Annotated in this window: 17 protein-coding genes and 1 other RNA gene; 8 read left to right on the top strand and 10 right to left on the bottom strand. The window is 66.7% G+C overall.

Translation table 11 applies throughout. The features are described 5' to 3' along the window. Positions 1-710: 710 nt before the first annotated feature. Both HLH45_RS18480 and HLH45_RS18475 read right to left on the bottom strand, forming a co-directional pair. Entirely contained in the window at positions 711-3,092 is a 2,382-nt protein-coding gene (locus tag HLH45_RS18480) for a TonB-dependent receptor (protein ID WP_008571879.1), read from the bottom strand. A 392-nt stretch (positions 3,093-3,484) separates the two neighbouring features. After that, complete coding sequence (locus tag HLH45_RS18475; RefSeq protein WP_008571878.1) at positions 3,485-5,548, bottom strand: TonB-dependent receptor; 2,064 nt, start codon at positions 5,546-5,548, stop codon at positions 3,485-3,487. Between the two features lie 162 nt (positions 5,549-5,710). On the opposite strand from HLH45_RS18475, the gene HLH45_RS18470 reads away from it, so the two are divergent. The 3 genes from HLH45_RS18470 to HLH45_RS18460 all read left to right on the top strand — a co-directional run bounded on the left by HLH45_RS18470 (position 5,711) and on the right by HLH45_RS18460 (position 6,752). Then, a complete protein-coding gene (locus HLH45_RS18470) occupies positions 5,711-6,127 on the top strand; it encodes a MerC domain-containing protein (RefSeq protein WP_008571877.1) in 417 nt (138 codons plus the stop codon). Positions 6,128-6,188: 61 nt separating this feature from the next. Then, positions 6,189-6,265, top strand: a non-coding RNA gene (locus HLH45_RS18465) — sX9 sRNA. A gap of 304 nt (positions 6,266-6,569) precedes the next feature. Beyond that, positions 6,570-6,752, top strand: coding sequence for a 30S ribosomal protein THX (locus HLH45_RS18460; RefSeq protein WP_008571876.1), 183 nt, complete (start codon positions 6,570-6,572; stop codon positions 6,750-6,752). 296 nt (positions 6,753-7,048) lie between these two features. Here the strand turns inward: HLH45_RS18460 and HLH45_RS18455 are convergent, their stop codons facing one another. From HLH45_RS18455 to HLH45_RS18440, 4 genes are all read right to left on the bottom strand, one after another. Next, complete coding sequence (locus HLH45_RS18455) at positions 7,049-8,440, bottom strand: chloride channel protein (RefSeq protein ID WP_008571873.1); 1,392 nt, start codon at positions 8,438-8,440, stop codon at positions 7,049-7,051. A 124-nt stretch (positions 8,441-8,564) separates the two neighbouring features. After that, on the bottom strand, positions 8,565-9,863 hold the full coding sequence (locus tag HLH45_RS18450) for an alkaline phosphatase family protein (RefSeq protein ID WP_008571872.1): 1,299 nt from the start codon (positions 9,861-9,863) through the stop codon (positions 8,565-8,567). A gap of 36 nt (positions 9,864-9,899) precedes the next feature. Then, positions 9,900-10,445 (bottom strand): methylated-DNA--[protein]-cysteine S-methyltransferase, encoded by a 546-nt coding sequence (locus tag HLH45_RS18445; RefSeq protein WP_046931894.1) that lies wholly within the window; start codon positions 10,443-10,445, stop codon positions 9,900-9,902. After that, complete coding sequence (locus HLH45_RS18440) at positions 10,442-11,905, bottom strand: AlkA N-terminal domain-containing protein (RefSeq protein WP_008575644.1); 1,464 nt, start codon at positions 11,903-11,905, stop codon at positions 10,442-10,444. The genes HLH45_RS18445 and HLH45_RS18440 overlap by 4 nt, the downstream gene beginning before the upstream one ends. 147 nt (positions 11,906-12,052) lie before the next feature. Between HLH45_RS18440 and HLH45_RS18435 the strand changes: the two genes are divergently transcribed. The 4 genes from HLH45_RS18435 to HLH45_RS18420 all read left to right on the top strand — a co-directional run bounded on the left by HLH45_RS18435 (position 12,053) and on the right by HLH45_RS18420 (position 14,914). Next, entirely contained in the window at positions 12,053-13,279 is a 1,227-nt protein-coding gene (locus HLH45_RS18435) for a COG3904 family protein (protein ID WP_046931893.1), read from the top strand. Between the two features lie 76 nt (positions 13,280-13,355). Further along, positions 13,356-13,610: a hypothetical protein gene (locus HLH45_RS18430; protein WP_005912872.1), complete on the top strand. Its 255-nt coding sequence runs from the start codon at positions 13,356-13,358 to the stop codon at positions 13,608-13,610. A gap of 340 nt (positions 13,611-13,950) precedes the next feature. Further along, a complete protein-coding gene (locus HLH45_RS18425) occupies positions 13,951-14,487 on the top strand; it encodes a DUF4019 domain-containing protein (RefSeq protein WP_008576885.1) in 537 nt (178 codons plus the stop codon). 25 nt (positions 14,488-14,512) lie between these two features. Next, positions 14,513-14,914 (top strand): MAPEG family protein, encoded by a 402-nt coding sequence (locus tag HLH45_RS18420; protein ID WP_008576883.1) that lies wholly within the window; start codon positions 14,513-14,515, stop codon positions 14,912-14,914. Positions 14,915-14,940: 26 nt separating this feature from the next. On the opposite strand, the gene HLH45_RS18415 is transcribed toward HLH45_RS18420, so the two are convergent. From HLH45_RS18415 to HLH45_RS18400, 4 genes are read right to left on the bottom strand one after another with little or no spacing between them, the layout of a single operon-like run. Continuing rightward, positions 14,941-15,261 carry a hypothetical protein gene (locus HLH45_RS18415; RefSeq protein ID WP_008576882.1) on the bottom strand — a complete coding sequence of 107 codons (321 nt, stop codon included), beginning with the start codon at positions 15,259-15,261 and terminating at the stop codon, positions 14,941-14,943. Continuing rightward, positions 15,258-15,500 carry an RNA-binding S4 domain-containing protein gene (locus tag HLH45_RS18410; protein WP_005912879.1) on the bottom strand — a complete coding sequence of 81 codons (243 nt, stop codon included), beginning with the start codon at positions 15,498-15,500 and terminating at the stop codon, positions 15,258-15,260. The genes HLH45_RS18415 and HLH45_RS18410 overlap by 4 nt, the downstream gene beginning before the upstream one ends. A gap of 36 nt (positions 15,501-15,536) precedes the next feature. Then, positions 15,537-16,184 carry a hypothetical protein gene (locus HLH45_RS18405; RefSeq protein ID WP_008576881.1) on the bottom strand — a complete coding sequence of 216 codons (648 nt, stop codon included), beginning with the start codon at positions 16,182-16,184 and terminating at the stop codon, positions 15,537-15,539. A 29-nt stretch (positions 16,185-16,213) separates the two neighbouring features. After that, positions 16,214-16,732, bottom strand: a complete 519-nt coding sequence (locus HLH45_RS18400) for a sigma-70 family RNA polymerase sigma factor (protein WP_008576880.1) — start codon at positions 16,730-16,732, stop codon at positions 16,214-16,216. Between the two features lie 148 nt (positions 16,733-16,880). Between HLH45_RS18400 and HLH45_RS18395 the strand changes: the two genes are divergently transcribed. After that, positions 16,881-18,779, top strand: a complete 1,899-nt coding sequence (locus HLH45_RS18395) for a DEAD/DEAH box helicase (RefSeq protein ID WP_046931892.1) — start codon at positions 16,881-16,883, stop codon at positions 18,777-18,779. The last annotated feature ends 206 nt before the right edge of the window (positions 18,780-18,985 follow it).

Here is an 18,985-nt window from a genome sequence, read left to right as displayed (position 1 = left end):
AAGCCGGTGTTGGTGGAGCCGGAAAGAGGAATGCGAGTGAAGGACCCAACAGGTGCCAGCCGGGTCCGGAAAGCCCGTCAGGCAGTGCGATCCGAAAGCCGAGCTGCACCGCAGGCAGTCAGATGCTGCGTGTCGATGCCCGGGGTGTGCGACATCGATGCAAAGGAGGCTGCAACAAGAGCCATGTGCGTTTATCCCAGTTGAGTTACCAAGCGCATGTCTGCCGATGGACGCTGCGTCAGGTCCGGCGTCGGCTCCCCTGTGCGTGTCGACGCAGCCGATGTTGTCGATGCGTGCGCATCAAGAACGCCTGGATTACAAATGGGGGCAGCATTGTCTGCAAGGCATGCCAGAGACGACATCTTCGTGACACATCGCGCAATTTACGGCTGGCGTGTCGGGTGATGCGTTGCATGCGAAGTTCTGCCGACGAAAATTGCAGAAAAATTTGGCAGTGGCAGTCACTTCGATCGAAATAAGCGATCACGATGCGTCGTCGTGCTTCGCATGCGGCGCTGTTCGGCTCCGTCCTGTCATCACCGTGTTACACCGTCTGCCGCGCATGGGAAAACGCATGGGGCCCGCAGCGTCTGGCAACGTCGGCCATGGCCCGGGCATGTCAGTGCCACCAGGCTGCGCATCGAGGCATGCGGTAGCGAGGTGCCGCGCAGCAGTCTGCGCTGCTGCGCGGCTCAGCGTGTGGCGGCGAACTACCAGCGGTACGCCACCGACATCTGGTACTGCCGCCCGGCGATGGGGCGGCCCATGAAGACACCACCGGTGGCTGCGCCAGGCACGCGCACGTTGCCTTCGGTCAGGCCCAGCGTGTCGGTGACGTTGCTGCCGCTGGCCGTCACTTCCCAATGTTCGCCCACATGCAGGTTGGCGCCGATATCCAGCATGTCGTACGAGGGCAGGCGCTGGCTGTTGGCCAGGTCCGCAAAGCGCTCGCCGATGTACGAATAGGTGGCAAACACCTTGAGGTCGCCGAACGGCAGCATCCAGTAATAGCTGGGCGTGATGCGGAACTGGCGCTTGGGTTGGCGCATCACCTGGTTGCCGGTGAACTCGCGATAATTGCGGTACTTGGCGTCCAGCCACACCCCGGTGCCAGCCAGCTCGAACCCGCCGAACGGCCGGATCGCACCCTCCACCTCCAGGCCACGTGCGCGCGAATCGCCCACGGCGGTGAAGTTCTCGCCATTGGCCAGGAATGCCTGGAACGGCGAGTTCTTGAAGGTGTTGTAGAACGCGGTGAGATACAGGTCGTAGACGCTTGTGCCGGACTTCAAACCCAGCTCGTATTGATCCACGTCCTGCACGCGGGTCTGTCCATCGCGCAGGTTGTCGAAGCCGGGAAACTTCACCCCGGAGTTGACCCGCGCAAACAGGCTGTTGTGCTGGTCCAGCGTGAAGTTCAGACCGGCTGTCCATGACAACGCTTCATCGTTCTGATCGATGCGCCGGGTGGTCGCCAGCGCCAGCGAGGTGGCGTTGTCGTACAACGTGGCCGGGTTGCCATCCAGATCCACGGTCGTGGCGTCGTGCACATCGCCGGTGACGCTCTGGCGCTCGTAGCGTGCGCCCAGGTCCAGGCGCAGGCGTTCGCTCAGCTCCCACTCGTCGGCGACGAAAGCGGCGATGTTTTCGCCGTCGTACTTGGCGCGCAGGTTCAAGAACGCGGTACTGGTGAACCCCTGGCGCGTGGCCTGGCGGCCATCGTCCAACGCCACATCGATGCGGCGCGCGTTGTTTTGCGCGGTGAGCAACATGGTATTGCCCAGGTACCAGGTGTCGGCAGAGGAATACTTGGCGTAATACGCGCCCACCGTCAGCGTGTTGCCGGCAAACAGCTCGCGGCTCAGACGCAGGTCGTTGGTAAAGGAATTCAGGCGTTTGTCCACCGACCACCATCCGGCTTCGAGCACCTGCTGATTCGCATCCACCACGCCGCCCCCATTGGTGTAGCTGGCGCTACCACTGCTGCCGTAGCTGGCGATGAAATCGCCCAGGCGTTGTGGCGCATCGCCGGTAAACAGCGCGTAGGTCGGTGCGCTGCCGCTGATCACATTGAAGCGGTCTGCAACGGTCCAGCCGCCGCTCTCCCAGTTCCATTCGCCGCCGAACACGTCGATGTTGACGCCGCGCCCGTCGGCCAGGTCGCGCCGCAGCGTCTGGCCATCGGGTCCGACCAACAGATCCACATTGCGGAAATCGCGGCCGAGCAGGGTGCCGGTCTGCGCGTTCAAGCCGGGGAAACTGGAAAGATCGTTGCCGTTGTTGCGCGAGAGCAACGGGATCGCGGTGTAGAACGCGTTGTTATCGTCGGTGTGGCGCGCGTAGAACGACAGCTCGCCGTTGTCCCAGCGCTTGCTCAAGGTGGCGCTGAACTGGCCGCCCTTGTCGGCGGAGAACTGCGGGTCGCGCACGCCGTCGGTTTCGCGAAAAAAACCGCCTACGCTGTAGTACCAGCCATTACCCATCGGTCCGCTGTTGAACACATCGATGCGGCGCAAGGCGTTGTTGCCGCCGGTCAGGCGCACGCTGCCTTCGGGTTCGTCCTGGCCTTTTTTCTGGATGAAATTGACGGTCAATCCGGGCTGGCCGTTGGAGAAGATCGGGCTGGAGCCGCCGCGCAGCACTTCCATGCGTTCGACGGTGTCATCGACACGGAACAGCGTGGAATTCTCCAGGAACGACAAGGTCGGCGGCGGAAACAGCGGCGAACCATCCAGTTGCATGGTCACGAACGGCGCATCGCCTTCCGATGGCATGCCGCGCACGAAGATGTTGGCGCCGGTGCCGCCGCCGCTGGGCTCGGCCCACACGCCGGGCACGATCTTGAGCAGGTCGGCGGTGCTTTGCGGCACCGCCTGCTGGATCTGCTCCGGGCTGGCCGTGGTGATCGAAAAACTGGCGTCGCGCTTGGCCAGGCCCTTGAAGCGCGCGGTGCCGCTGACGATGACCGCATCCAGCGTGGTGGCCTCCTGATTGCCTGATGCAGGCGTGGCGGTCTGCGTGCGGCCATCCGGTGCCAGCAGCGCGGCAGCGACGGCAAGCGAAAGGGTGTAGCGGGGCGATGAAAAACGCATGCGCAAGGCTCCTTGTCTTAAAGTGCAAGAACGCTGCCGAGCCACGCCGCGTGTGCAGGCATCGGCAGCCAGTGCACGCGCGCGCCCGCGCTATCGCGTCGCTTGCGCCCCCTGTCAGCGCAGTGCTAATGAAGTTTTAACCCTAGATGCGCCGCAGCGTGTTGTGCGACGCAGCAGCCGTGGGCTGCGCTTCCACGTTGGGAAGAAGGTCGTGCTGGCGTGTCGCGCGTGGGTGCTTCCGTCCTGAGTGTCGTGCAGACCCACGCGCTGGCGAACGCGACTGCAGGCGCAGTGCAGTGCGCGCAAGCCGGCGCCGATAGCTCGGCAATGCACATAAAAAAGGCCGCCCGAAGGCGGCCTTCCTTCCAGTCAGCAGGGGAGAGAGTCTGCCGTCAGAAGAACAGGCGCACGCCGAACGAGGCGCTGCGGCCAGGAAGCATCACATCGTCCTTGAGGAAGGAGGTGTGCACGCGTGCGTCCTGGTTGGTCAGGTTGTTGCCGTCCAGGAACACTTCCCACGCCGTGCTGCCGCGGTCCACGTGATACGCCAGATGTGCATCGACGAAGGTGTAGCCGTCGGTCGGCGTTTCGTTCACTGCCACCTTGTCCTGCTTCATGGTGCGGGTGGCACCGAGCGATGCGCGCCACTGCTGCGCATCCCAGCGCAGCTGCGCACCGAAGCGGCCCGGTGCGATCCGCGGCAGGTTGCCGCCATCGTTCAGGCGCGCCCGCACGGTATCCCCGAACACGCGCAGGTCCCACGCACCGTTCTCGTTGTTGGCCAGGTGGACGGTGGCCTCGCCTTCGAAGCCGTGGAAGATCGCATCGGCCTGCGTCCACTGGCGAATCGGCAGGAAGTCGTTGTCTTCTTCGTTGAACCACTGGCCGCCGGTGTCGACGATGTAGACGAAGTCGTTGTAGCGGTTGTAGTACGCCGCCACCTTGGCATCCACCCATTCGTTCTGGAAATTCAATCCCAGCTCGGCCTGGTTGGCCTTCTCGGTCTTCAGGTTGGCGTCGCCGATTTCGAAGGCGAGGGTAGCGATATGCGGGCCGTTGGCGAACAGTTCTTCTTCGGCCGGCGCGCGCTCGGCATGGTCCAGGTTGGCGGTCAGACGCCATTGTTCGTTGAAGCGGAAACCGCCGCTGGCCGAGAAGCTGGTCGGCGTGAAATCGCGATCCACGCCGACATCGGTCTGGTACTTGACCTTGTCCACGCGCGCGCCGACTTCCGCGGTGACCCGCTCCCAACTGTTGCGCGCAACGGCAAATGCGCCGAGCGAGCGTGTATCGGTCTTGGGCACGAAGGATTCTTCGCCGATCGCCTGGAAGGTGCTGTCGCTGCCTTGCAGACCGAATGCAGTCTGCCAGCCGCCGCCAAACGTGAACGAGGCTTCCACGCGGCCTTCGTTGGCCCGCTTGGTGAACACGGTGCCGACTTCGGCGCCTTCGAATTCGGTATGTGCGTAATCGGTATGGCCGAAGCTGTAACGCAACGCGCTGCCTTCGCCCCACGGATCGGTCAGCCCGCCCTTGAGGTCGTAGCGGTCCTGCTGCAGTTTCAGCGACACGCCGCGCTCGCCGATGGACGGGTCGCCCGGCTCGCCCGGGTTGCCGTAGTTGTCGCGGAAACGCGATGCCGACAGGCCGACAAACCCCCAGTCGCCGGACAGCGATGCACCGATCGAGCCCACCTTGGAATCGATCCAGCTGTTGAGCTGGCGACCTTTCGGCGTGTCGTAGTCGTTCTGGTTGCGATACACGCCATCGGCGTGGATCGACAGCCCGCTGCCATTACCGGCATCGACGCGGAACATGTCGGTGTTGCCGTCCTTGTCGCCGCCGTCCATGCGCACTTCGGCGCGCCCGCTGAAGCCGTCCACCGGGGTCTCGGCGATGCGCCCGTCGACCACGTTGACCACGCCGCCGATGGCGCCGGAGCCATACAGCAAGGTCGAAGGACCCTTCAGCACTTCGATCTGGTTGGCCAGGAACGGCTCGATCGCCGGGGAATGGTCCTGGCTGACGGTGGATACGTCCTGGGTGGACAGGCCGTCGCGCAGCACTGCCACGCGCGGGCCGTCCAGGCCGCGGATGATCGGCCGGCCCACGCCGGGTCCGAAGTTGGAACTCTGCACGCCGGGCAGGCTGGCCACGGTTTCGCCCAGGCTGGAACTGCGCACCTCGTCCAGACGCTCGCCGGCCAGCACTTCCACCGGGCGGCTCAACTCACCGGCCGCATCGCGCAGCGGGCTGGCGGTGACCACCACCTTGTCCAGATCCTTGATATGACGCCCACTGGAGGGGCTGGCATCGTGGCGCGTGTCCGAACTGGGCGGGGTCTGCCCATCGGCAGCGACCGGAGCGTCCTCGGCCATGGCCAGGGCAGGGGTCAGCAGGCTGGTCAGGGCCAGCGAGAGCGCAGAACGGCGGAAAGAGGGAGCAAAAGAGGGCATGGTGGACCGGACTCTGTAATTGTTACTGTGTATCAGTGGTAAGGCGCAGCTTTCCTGCTGCGCCGGCGGCGAGCCCGCATGACTGCGCGATGCACTGATGCGGGGCTGGAACAGTAAGATGTTATATTATTCCACGTCGCCGCGAGTACCCTGCTGGACGTCATGCCTCTACCAACCCTTCGCCATCTTCTTGACCGCTTCGGCGCAACCGGCTCGCTGCTGTGCGCGGTGCACTGTGCGGTATTGCCACTGGTGCTGGCGCTGGCGCCTTCGCTGGGCCTGTCGTTCTGGCTGGGCGACGGGGTGGAACGGGCCATCGTGGTGTTCGTGACGCTGCTGGGCCTTTTCAGCCTGGTGCTCGGGTATCGCCGGCACAAAGCGCTGCATGCACTGGCGTTGCTGCTGCCCGGCCTGGGGTTGCTGTGGCTGGGCCTGCTGTACGACCCGCTCCATCATTCGGTGGTGCCGCACGCGGTGGTGATGACGCTGGGCGGCGCCCTGGTCGGTATCGCCCACCTGGTCAATCTGCGTCTGAATCACGGGCATGGGCATGTGCACGACGCCAGCTGCGCGCACTAAGGGCGGCTAACAACACGACTGCGCAGCCGCCAGGCGGGCGCGGCCGGTGCTCGGAATCGGCATGTACCACGCGTACGCTAAGGTTCTGAGCGCGCCGTTCGTGCCCACCTGATAGCTGCTCGCTACGTTTTGTTAGTCGCACTAAGCCTTTGTCGTAGTGCGGTTGCGTCGCCGCCAGGCCGATGCGGACAGCGGAGTTCCTCCACGTCTGCCCCCGCATTTTCTGGCTGCTCTGCTGCTCCAACCGCGGCCGCGCACAGTCCACGACTGCATGCATCGTTCTTGGGTCGATCAGTGCCGCAAGGCGGCCGGGCGCTGCCCAGCTACGCGCGCCGGGGCCGCCGTGGTAGGCTTGTCGGCCTTGCGCGAGGGCGCCGCCGGTGAAACCTCGCCAGACCTGTGCCAGCACGGGAATTTGTATTCACATTCAGGAGTCGACGAAATGGGTAAGGGTGACCGTAAGACCGCCAAGGGCAAGCGCTACAACGCCAGCTACGGCAATTCGCGTTCGCACGCGGTGAGCAAGGTTGTCGTGGGTGCAGCTGCCCCGGTTGCCAAGAAGGGCGTGGTCAAGGCCCCGGCCAAGAAGGCCGTCGCCAAGAAGACCGTCGCCAAGGCCGGCTGATCCCGGCCAGCTTCGCGACACCAGAACGCGGCGCTTGCGCCGCGTTTTTTTATGTCCGCTGTCCGGCATTGCCCGGCCGGCATCGTGAAGGCGCCGGCTGGTCAGGCGATGCCCGATCAGTTCGCGGCAACTTTCCCCGGCACGTTCATGGACCTGGCGTACGTGTGCGCGCTGGCTTAGGCCCGGCGCCACCTGATCAACGCCGGGACATGTGGTCGATCACCAGGCGACCCGGCACTGGATCGTTGCTGTCGCAGCCGGCCGCGCTGCGCACTGCTGGCCGGCCGCATCCAGCGTCAGTGACCAGGCGCGGAAGTCGTCGGTGCCACGGTAGCGCCACCCGGTGCCAGCAACTGCTCGGCCAGGCCACGATAGATCGGCGTCTTGCAGACCAGCCCGGAGACTGCGCGCGCGATCAGCACGGTGGCCAGGATGGGCAGCAGCATCTGGCTGGTGTCGGTGAGTTCCAGCGAAATCACCGCCGAGGTCAGCGGCGCCTGGGTCACGCCGGTGAGATAGGCGCACATGCCCAACAGCACGAAGGTGCGCGGATCCACGCTGGGCATCAGCACCGAGAGGTTGTGGCCGATGCCGGCACCCACTGCCAGCGCCGGCGAAAACAGGCCACCTGGAATGCCGGCCAGATACGAGACCAGGTTGGCGATGAGTTTCATCATGCCGAACTCGTGGCCGACCACCGCATGCCCCTGCACCAGGCTGCGCGCCTGTTCGTAGCCGGTGCCGAAGGCGCCTTGTCCGAACACCAGCGCCAGCCCGACCAGTGCAACGCCGCACAATGCGGCCAGCAGCACCGGATGCCGTTGGCGCAGCGCGCCCAACCAGCGCGGTTTGCCGCTGACGCTGGCCAGCACCATCCGCGCGAAGATGCCGCCGAGTAACCCGGCCACGCTGCCGCACAAGGCGATCGCCAGCCAGGCCTGGCCCAAGGGCAAGGCCACGGCCACCTTGCCGAAATAGGTGTAGTTGCCCAGCAGGCCCAGCGACACCACCCCACCGACGATCACCGCGGTGAGCAGGGTGCCGGAAAAGCGGTGCTCGAAACGCCCGCTCAGCTCTTCAATCGCAAAGACCACGCCCGCAAGCGGGGTATTGAATGCGGCCGCGATACCGGCGGCGCCGCCGGCGAGCAGGAAATGCGAGAGCTCGCGTGGGTCGCGAAAACCGAACCAGCGCCCGAACACATGCATCAGGCTGGCGCCGACATGCACGGTGGGTCCTTCGCGTCCCACCGATGCGCCGCCGAGCAGCGACAAGGTGGTCAACGCGAGCTTGCCAACCGACACGCGCAACGAGAGGTTGCTGTCGCGAAACGCCGGCTCCGGGTGCTCCAGCGCGGCTATCACCTGCGGGATGCCGCTGCCGCGCGTAGGCCGCAGCGCACCGGAGGTGAGCCAGGCGAGCAGCGCGAAGATGCCCGGCGTCAGCAGCAGTGCCCACCAGATCGAGTGTGCGGTGATGCGTTGAAATAGATGAAAGGCCGCGTCGCTGGCCTTGGCGAATACGATCGCCACCAGCGCCACCGCAATGGCGCCGCCCCACAGTGCAGCGCGACGACGCCAGCCTTCGCTGGACAACAGCGGCCGCAAGCGACGCGGCGGGGAATTGGAACCAGACATTGCGTCATTGTCGCACTGCTGGGCCGCAGCGGTGTCTACAGCGAGCCACATTCCTGTGCTGTCGCCGACATGAGCCGCGCGGCCACGACGTGGCGCAGCGTCTTGCCTGCGTGCGCGTTTTCGGCGTAGATGCTGCGCGCGCGCAGGGCGGCGTTGCTGCGGGTGCCGGTCGCGTCTATTTGGCGTCGGCTGCCGGCGGCACGCGCAAGGCTGGCAGCAAGGTTGCCGGGTTGCCATCGTTGGGCGCGGCGGGAATACCCAGCAGCCGGGTCATCAGCGCATAGACATCCACGTTGTCGAAGCCTGGCAGTGTCTTGCCTTGCGCCAGGTCCGGGCCTTGCGCCAGGAACACCGCCCGCATCGATGGCAATGCCGGATCGAAGCCATGCGAGCCACGTGTGCCCCGCTGCGCGCGTTTGGCAAGCTTGTCCGGGAAGAGTGCATCCCAACCTTCGTGCATCTGGCACACGATCGACGGAATGCGCGGGTGGCTGCCGTACTGCCAGCGTGCCGGCAGCTCCGCCTTGCGCCAGCAGTCGTAGTGGTCGTGCGCACCGAGCACGCTGGCCTCGGCAGCGTCCTGTTGCCCAGGCAATGGCTGCAAGCCGATCACCTGGCCATCGGTGATTGCGGTGGCGATCCGCGGCGGCGCGATGTCTTCCACGCTGATCGCATGCCCCGGCGCAACCTCGGCCATGCCATGGTCGGAGACCACGATGATGTTGGTGCGCGCACGCGTGCCATCGCGTTGCATGCCTGTCAGCAGCCGGCCGATGGCCGCATCCACCGCGCGCACGGCGTCGGCGTATTCGCGCGATTCCGGGCCGTGGTCGTGGCCGGCTTCGTCCACATGTTCGAAGTAGAGCGTGACGAGGCGATTGCGCCGGGCGCCGTCGGTTTTCAGCCAGCCCCGCACTGCGTCCATGCGCGTGTCCAGGCGCACGCCTTTTTGATAATGGCGCCACTGCGACGGGCGTACGCCCTTGATCGCCGCCTCGCTGCCTGGCCACGACCAGGTGGCCGCATGCTGGCCGCTGTTTTCCACGCCCACCCACACCGGTTCGCCGCCCCACCAGCGCGCATCGCCCACCGCCTCGGACTTGCTCAACCAGAAACCCCCAAGCGTCGGGTCGCGCATGCTGTTGTGCACGATGCCGTGGTGGTCCGGGCGCAGCCCGGTGACCAGGGTGTAGTGATTGGGAAACGTCAGCGACGGATACGAGGGCGTCATCCAGCGCGCACGTACGCCTTCGCGTGCCAGTTGCGACAGGTTCGGCGTGATGCCGCGATCGAGCATGTCCGCGCGCAGGCCGTCGATGGAGATGAGCAGCAGTGTGTGCGGGGTGCTGGCCGATGCGGTCTTGGGCGCTGCAGTCGGCACCTGCGTGGGCGCGCTGCGCGCAGATGGCTGGCTGCTACAGGCCGCAAGCAAGGCAAGCGCCGCTGCGGCAACTCCAAAACGTCGGTCGATCATGGCGTCAGTTTACGGCGCAGCGATGACGCCGCGAAGTCAGCCAGTGCGCACTGCCGAGGCAGGTGCAAACAGATCGTCGGCGCGCGCGGCGCCACGCGGGGACCAGCCTTCCAACTGCAACAGGGCCTGCTTGGTCGGCAGGCCGCCGCCGAAGCCGGTCAACGTGCCATTGGCGCCGATCACGCGATGGCAGGGCAGCACGATCGGCAGCGGATTGCGTCCGTTGGCAGCGCCCACCGCGCGGCTCGCGGCCGGCTTGCCGACCGCCTGCGCAAGTTGCGCGTAGCTCCAGGTCTGCCCGAACGGAATCTGCGCCAGCGTGCGCCAGACCGTCAGCTGAAACGGTGTGCCGACCGGCGCCAGCGGCAGATCGAAACTGCGTCGCCCGCCATGCAGGTAATCGAGCAACTGTTCGCGTGCTTCGCGCACCAGCGGCGCATCGGGGTTGTGCAACCAGCGCGCACGGCCGATGGCGTCGTAGCGGTTCTGCGCGAACAGGATGTGGTGCACGCCGCTGTCGTCGGCGGCCACGCTCAGTGCGCCGATCGGCGAGGGAAAGGTGTCGTAGTGCAGTGTGCTCATGCGCGGGTGTCCTTGCGGTCGTTGGCCAGATGCCACAGGTGCAGCACGGCGTAGGCGCGCCACGGTCGCCACGCCTGCGAACGGGCCTCGGTGGCGCGTTCGCTCAGGCGCCCGGGAGCGCCGAGCACCTGCTGCAGGATCAGGTCGCCGGCCGGAAACGCGTCCGGATGCGACAACGCACGCATGGCCACGTAATGCGCGGTCCACGGCCCGATTCCGGGCAGCGCGGTGCAGGCGGCGATGAAATCAGGCAGGCGCTGCCCGGCACCGAAGTGCAGCTGGCCTTGCGCGCAGGCCGATGCCAGCGCACGCAGCGTGGCGGCGCGCGCACGCGGCAGGCCGAGTTGTTCCAGCGGCGCGTCGGCCAGCTGTTCGGGCGTGGGGAAACTGCGATCCAGTCCGGGTGGCATGTCGGCATGATGACCGCCATGACGGTTCACCAGCCGCGCTGCCAGCGTTGCTGCGCCGGCCACGCTGATCTGCTGGCCCAGCACCGCACGCACCGCCACTTCGAAGCCGTCCCAGCCGCCGGGCACGCGCAGCCCGGGACGGCGCGCGAGCGCCTCGGCCAGCAGTGGTTCCGGCGCGAGCGTGGCGTGCACGGCCTGCAGGTCTGCATCCAGATCGAATAGCCGGCGCACGCGCCGCACGATCTGCGGAATCTGGCGCGGGTCGGTAGCGCCGATGCGCAGCAGCAGTTCCGCGCGCTGCGGTGCTGCGCTGACCTCGATCACGCTGGCCTTGCCCGGCGGGCCGATGACGCGCCGGTAGCCATTGGCATCGACCTGCTCGATGCCCGGGATCGCGCGGCGCTGCAAGAAGGCCAGCATCGCCGGCAGATCCAGTGGCGGGCGATAGCCCAGGCGCAATGTCAGTTCGCCGCCGGGGACCTCGGTACGCTGCTTGCGCAATGCAGAGGGCGGCATGCCGCAGCCGTGCAGGAAGGCCGCGTTGAAGCGGCGCAGGCTGTTGAAGCCGGCCGCGAGTGCGACCTCGGTGACCGGCAGGGCGGTTTCGGTCAGCAATTGCTTGGCCAGCAGCAGCCGATGCGTGCCGTGCACCTGGATCGGCGTGGCGCCCAGCTGCTGCACGAATTGCCGCTGCAGTTGGCGCGCGCTCAAGCCCACCGCATCGGCCAGCGTCTGCACCGGCTGCTCCTGCAGCGCGCCGTCGGCAATCATCGCCAGCGCACGCTGCACGCTTTCTTCGCCCAGATGTTGCTGCGCCTGCGGCGACAGCTCCGGCCGGCAGCGCAGGCACGGCCGGTAGCCGGCGGCGCTGGCTGCCGCGGCAGTGGGGTAGTAACTGACATTGGCCGGCTTCGGCGGCGGCGCCGGACACACCGGGCGGCAATAGATGCCGGTGCTGCGCACGGCGGTGAAAAACAGCCCGTCGAAGCGTGCATCGCGTGCCAGGCGCGCGCGGTCGCATTGGGTTCGGTCGGGCGTTGCGGTCTGCATGGCGCCAGTCTATGCGCTCGCCCCAGCGCCGGCTGGCCGTTTTCGGACAGGGTTGCAGCGAGCCCGCGCGTTTATGGCCGGGTCAACCCATCGACCCATTCAGCCATAGACTGCGGGTGATCTCCGTCGCGTTCCGTGCCCCACATCATGCTGAAATCGGTTTGTCTGTCCCTTGCCTGTTTGCTCCTGCTGGCCGCCTGCGATCGGTCGGCGACCTCCGCCGATGCAGCGGTTGCGCAGCAGAGTGGTGCAGGGCAGGCAAGCGATGGCGATCACATGGTGTCGGTGGATACGCCCGACCCGGTCCCGCCACCGCGCCCGCGCACGCAGGCGGGCGAGGCCGGCTGGCCGCAGGCAGAACTGGAATCGGGCCAGGCCTGGATCAGCTGCGCGACCGATTACAGCCGCGAGGCCGGCGACGGCACGCTGTTGCCGGCACTGGACCGGGCCAGCGTGGAAGCGGCGCTGGCGCCGTGCCGCGAGACCGGGCTGGTGCGGGTGCGCTACGCCGGCAAGATCAATGCAGGTTTTGCGGCGCTGGTGTGGCGGCTGGCCTCGGTCGCGGAGCAGTGGAAGTTGCCGCATCGCATCCTGGACCTGGATTCCAGTGGCGGGCAGGTGGAGGCGGCGATCCGCGCCGGCGATACCATCGGCGAGTCCAACTGGACCATCTGGGTGCGCGAAGGCTCGATCTGCCACAGCGCCTGCGTGTTCGTGCTGGCGGCCGGCGACAACCGCCTGGTCGCCGGCAAGGTCGGCATTCACCGCATGATGCGGATCAGCTCCAAGGCCACTTCGCGCGCCGAGCTCAATCGCGAACTGCGCGAGGTCTACGGCAACGTCAAGGATTACCTGGAGCGCAACGGCGTGGCGGTGGCGGTGGCCGACTTGATGATGACCGTGCCCAACCGCAGCCTGCGCCTGCTCAGCGTGGAAGAGTTGCGCGAATACGGGCTGGACGGCACCAACGCCGTGCAGGACGATCTGGAACGCATCCGCCAGATGCGCAAGTGCGGCGATGCCTTCGTACGCCGCAAGGACGCGTTTCTGGTCGCCTTCGACCAGAAGTGCAAGGGCGAGGGTGCAGACCTGGACGCGGTCAATGCCTGCGGCCTGGCCTTGAAGCAGCGCTTCGGCTTTCCGGATGCGGCCTGCCCGGAAGAAAGCCCGCTGGCCGAAACCGATGCCGCGGCGCTGCCGGCCACCCCGACGTCCGAGACGCAGACCGGTGAGGCGCAGGCCGGCCAGACGCAAAACGACCAAGCCCAGCGCGATGCCGCAGGTGCGGCGACACCTGCAGCCGAACCAGACTCCGCGCCAGCGCAGGACGCGGCCCAGGCCGGCCCGTCGCCCGCGACGCACCCCGACGGTTGAGCGCAGTGATGGGCTTCACGCGTATCGCACTGCGCCCTGCCTATCGTCGCTGCATCACAACCGAGCCGGGGGGCGTATGCGAGGCAAGACCAAGGGTGTGTTACTGGCCTATCTACCTTCGGCCCTGTTGGTGCTGGTTGGCTTCGGTGTGGCCGAGCTGCTGCGTCTGGCCGCTGCGGCCATGCACGAACAATGGCCGGCGACGCTGGCCACCTGGCTGAGTCTGGCGGCGCTGATTGCCGCAATCGCGCGTGCCTTCTGGGTCAGTTGGCGTCTGTGGCGGCCGCGTGGCGTGGCGGCCGTGCCGCCGGCTCCCGGGAGCGAGGTCTAGATCGTGTTGACAACGGCAATGGGAATTCAAGGTTGGTGCGTGCCTGTGCGGAATGCGCGCATGCCTGCCACTCCAGACAGAAGGATGAAACGCCGCTGCCAGACCTGATGACTTCCGATGCGCGCATCCGTGGCCGGAGGTCCCTGCTCGCCGCTTGCGCGCTCGAGCAATGCGTTGTTCCCGAGGCCCGCGTCAGCGCTTGGCGTGTTGTCGTCAGTGCCGTCCCCGGACCTGCACCCGCAGACTTGTGTTGCGCATGACGCGCTCTAGACTGCGCTACCCACTAAAAGGTGGGCGGCGCCTCTCCCTTTCCACCCGATCCGTACAAGGTCCTTGTCCCATGCTTCGTTCTCGTCTGGTTATCGTGTTGGCACTGGCTCCAGCGCTGGCGTTCGCTCAACAACCGCAGGCGGCCGGTCGCGCCGCCAGCCCGGCGGCGGCGCAACCGGCCGCTGCAGCGCCCGCAGGGCAGCCGGCGCTCAGCCCGGCGCAGCATGCACAGCTGACCAAGCAGAACATCGAGATGACCCAGGCCGCCTTGCGCGTGGCGCAGATGGTGGACGGCAACCAAGTCGCGTCCTTGTGGGATGGCGCGTCCAAGGTGGCCAAGACCGCGGTCAAGCGCGACGCCTTCGTTAGCCAGATCGGCACCGAACGCGCGCGGCTGGGTGCGGTGGTGGGGCGCGGGCAGGGCTCGGTCACGCGGGTCAAGTACGGTCCCGGCGCGCAGGTGCCCGAAGGCCTGTATGTCAACGTCAGCTTCCCGACCCGTTTCGCCAAGGCGCAGCAGCCGGTCCGCGAGCTGGTCTCGTTCCGTCTGGACGAAGACAAGACCTGGCGGTTGGCCGGTTACAGCCTGCGCACGGCGGTGAAGTGATGTTTCCATCGGCCGGGAGAAACGTATGCCACGGACGATCGAGCTGCAGATGCTGGGCTGGGCGATGGTGCTCGGGCTGGTGCAATTACTGGCCGCCTCGGCCAGCATGACCGCCCAGCGCGGCACCAAGTGGAATGCCAGCGCACGCGATGGCGAGGCCAAGCCGCTCACCGGCGTGGCGGCGCGGTTGGACCGTGCGTTTCGCAATTATCTCGAGACCTTTCCGATCTTCGCGGCCGCCGTGCTGGCGGTGAGCGTGGCCGGGCGCACCAGCGCAGAAACAGCACTCGCTGTGCAGCTCTACCTGTGGGCGCGCGTGGCGTATGTGCCGGTGTATGCCGCGGGTATTCCGTACCTGCGCAGCGCCATCTGGGTGGTGTCGTTCTGGGGCATCATCAAACTGGTGCGCGCGCTGCTGGGCATTTGATGCAGCGTCGCCGGCGGGTGTGAGCTTCAATCAGTCGCTTGCACCCGCGCCAGGATTGCATCGATGGCCGCCTGCGTATCGCCGGTATGCAGGGCTTGCTCCAGCAGTGGAATCACCCAGGCGCAACCGGCCCTGGTCACCTCTGCACGCCAGTCGCCGCGCCAGGCATCCAGTTCGTGCAAGGCCAGCATGCTGCAGCCGCCTCGCTCGGCATGGCCGCCGCGGATGGACTGCTCCAGCCAGAACGGCTGGTCCGAGTCGATGGCGATCGAAAAAACACAGACGTCGTGGGTTGGATCGTCGGCCGAAGGTGCGTTGTTGCGCCGGCCGATCTCCACCACCCTCATGCGTCAGGCTCGGCGTCCGGGTTCCATGCCAATACGCGAATTTCCACATCGTCCAGCTGCACCAGCTGACCGGGACGGATCTTGGCGGTCTTGCGCAGCTCCTGCACGCCGTCGACGCTGACCGCGCCGCTGGCGACGATCGCCTTGCCCTGGCCGCCGCTGTCGGCAATGCCGGCCAGCTTGAGCAACTGGTTGAGTTCGATGTAGTCGCCGTCCAGGTCGAATTCCAGGTATTGCATGGTGTGCTCGGTGGCAGGGAGGCCGCGATTATCCGCCTACTCGCGCTGGAAACGCGCGATCTGTTCCAGCAGGGTCTCGGTGCGGGCGACGCTGCGGCCGGCATGCGCGGCGTCCAGGCGTTCCAGCCAGGGGTGACCGCTGCGCTGCAGCCGTCGATAGCCCAGCCAGGTGCCGATGCCGCCGATGACACCGACCAGCAGGTTGCATAGCAGCCAGGCGGTCGGCAACGACTGGCCGGTGAAGACCCGCCACGCAGCGTCTGCCACTGCCACCCACAGCACCCAGAACGCCACGCCCAGCCACGGCGCCACGCGCGTGCGCCAGCGCCGCAGCTGTGCAAGCGCGCGCTGTGTCTGCAGCAGTGGCCTGGCGAAATCCAACTGCGACAACAGCCACAGTTGACGGGCCGCAGACGCTGACAGCGCAACGCACCACGCCTGCAGCAACACGCCGCCGACGACGGCAGCGGCCTGTTCGGCGAAACTGAGCCAACTGTGGGCAACGATGCCACTCACTGCGATGGCGCACAGCAGTTGCGCCGACTGGCTCAGCCACAACGGGCGCAGATGCGCGCGCGCTGCGTGGCTGCGCAGGTCGCCGAGCACCTGGTCGGTGAGTGCAGCGTGTTGGTCCAGCCGTTGTTCCAGGGAACGCCAGGCCAGGGCGATGTCGTCCAGTTCCATGTCTTGCTCCGGTTGCGGATCGGTGGGGTTCACAGCTCGGCGCGAATGCGCGTTTTCAGTCGGCTGAGTTTGGTGGCGACATTGGTTTCGCTGATGCCGAGCACTTCGCCGATTTCGCGATAGCTGTGCTCGTCCAGATAGAGCAACAGCAGCGCGCGTTCCAGCGGCGGTTGCTGTGCGATGAAGGCATACAGCGCGGCCACCTGTTGCGCGCGTACGGGGTCGTGCGCCTGTGGATCGGCGATGCGCTCCATCACCGCATCCAGCGCGATCGGCTCGCCGGCCGCGCGGCGGCCGCGCAGATCGCTGATCGCCACGTTCAGGGCGATGCGGTACATCCAGGTGGAAAAGCGCCGACCCGGGTCGTAGCCGGGAAATGCCCGCCACAGTTGCGTGGCGATTTCCTGCGCCAGTTCGTCGCGGTCGTCGCGTCCGCGGCAATAGCTGGCCGCCACCTTCAGCACGATGCCGCGATGCTGCTGCAGCAGGGCGCTGAAGCGGGTGTGCAGGTCTGTGTCCAGGGGCGTGGCTCCGGTCGGGCAGGTCAAGGGACGACACGGGGGATGATTCGCGCAGCAGCACAATTCCTCACAACCTGAATGGACTGTCACGAAAATTTCGACAGCAAGGGGGCTGAAGAGGCACACTATGCTGCTTTGCGCCTGCCGGCTCCGTGCGGCGCCTCCGGAGTTACCCATGACCCAAGAATCTTCCGCGCCGCTGCTGTTTGCAGATCTCGGCCTCTCGGACGCTGTGATGAAGGCCGTTGCCAATGTCGGCTACGAGTCGCCGTCGCCGATCCAGGCTGCCACCATCCCCGCGTTGCTGGCCGGCCGCGATGTGCTCGGCCAGGCCCAGACCGGTACCGGCAAGACCGCCGCATTCGCGCTGCCGGTGCTGTCCAACGCCGATCTCCACCAGGTCAAGCCGCAGGCATTGGTGCTGGCCCCGACCCGCGAACTGGCCATCCAGGTCGCCGAGGCGTTCCAGAAATATGCCGAAGCCATTCCCGGCTTCCGCGTGCTGCCGGTCTACGGCGGCCAGCCGTATGCCCAGCAGCTGAGCGCGCTCAAGCGCGGCGTGCATGTGGTGGTCGGTACCCCGGGCCGGGTGATCGATCACCTGGACCGCGGTACCCTGGATCTGTCCCAGCTCAAGACGCTGGTGCTGGACGAAGCCGACGAAATGCTGCGCATGGGCTTCATCGACGACGTCGAAGCGGTGCTGAAGAAGTTGCCGGAGCAGCGCCAGGTGGCCTTGTTCTCGGCCACCATGCCGCCGGCCATCCGCCGTATCGCGCAGACCTATCTGAAGGACCCGGCCGAAGTCACCATCGCGGCCAAGACCACCACCTCGGCCAACATCCGCCAGCGCTACTGGTGGGTGAGCGGGCTGCACAAGCTGGACGCGTTGACCCGCATTCTCGAGGTCGAGCCGTTCGACGGCATGATCATCTTCGCGCGCACCAAGGCGGCCACCGAAGAGCTGGCGCAGAAGCTGCAGGCGCGCGGCATGGCGGCAGCGGCCATCAACGGCGACATGCAGCAGGCCGCACGCGAGAAGACCATCGCCCAGCTCAAGGACGGCAAGCTGGACATCCTGGTGGCCACCGACGTGGCCGCTCGCGGTCTGGACGTGGAGCGCATCAGCCACGTGCTGAACTACGACATTCCCTACGACACCGAAAGCTACGTGCACCGCATCGGTCGCACTGGCCGTGCCGGGCGTAACGGCGACGCGATCCTGTTCGTGACGCCGCGCGAGAAGGGCATGCTGCGCTCCATCGAACGCGCCACCCGTCAGCCGATCGAAGAGATGCAGCTGCCGAGCGTGGACGCGGTCAACGACACCCGCGTCGCGCGTTTCATGAGCCGCATCACCGAGACCCTGGCAGGTGGCCAGATCGACATGTACCGCGACCTGCTGCAGCGCTACGAGGCCGAAAACAACGTGCCGGCGATCGATATCGCCGCCGCGCTGGCCAAGCTGCTGCAGGGCGATGCCCCGTTCCTGCTGACCCCGCCGGTGCGCGGTGCGCGCGAGGACACTGCGCCGCGCGAACGTCATGAGCGTGCCGACCGCGGCGATCGCCCCCGCTTCGAGCCGAAGTTCGAACGTGGCCCGCGTGCCGACGGCGAGCGCGCTGCACGCCCGCCGCGCGGTGACGATGCCGGCGAGCGTCCACGCCGCGAGCCGGCCCCACGTGGCGAGCCGGAGTTCGGCATGGAGAGCTACCGCATCGAAGTGGGCCACAGCCACGGCGTGAAGCCGGCCAATATCGTCGGCGCGATCGCCAACGAAGCCGGGCTGGAAAGCCGCTATATCGGTCGTATCGACATCCAGGACGATTACTCGATTCTGGATCTGCCGGCCGACATGCCGCGCGAACTGCTGCAGCACCTCAAGAAGGTCTGGGTGTCTGGCCAGCAGCTCAACATGCGCAAGCTGGAAGACGGCGAAGCGGCCGCAGCGGCGTCCAAGCCGCGCTTCCCGCGTGGCGGCAAGCCGTCCGGTCGCCCGAACGGCCCGGGCCGTCCGATGGACCGCGCCGGCGCGCCGCACCGCAAGGGTCCGCCGAAGCCGCGCGGCGAGTAAGGCTGCCCGGCCCTGCTTGCAGGGATCCTGCAGACGGTCGGGTTGCCCAGTATCGCTATGCATCCAAGGGCATAGCGAGCAGGTAAGGCGTCACGGCGCCTCGAGGCGGCGGCGATCAGGCTGATCTAGTCAGCGTCGCTAACCCCGGTCGCATCACGCCAAGCGGGCATAGCCATACAGACTCGGCCGTTGCGGCCGTTACTGCC

The organism is Xanthomonas euvesicatoria (assembly GCF_013112235.1).
GTDB lineage: Bacteria > Pseudomonadota > Gammaproteobacteria > Xanthomonadales > Xanthomonadaceae > Xanthomonas > Xanthomonas euvesicatoria.
This window is presented reverse-complemented; position numbering and strand designations above follow the sequence as displayed.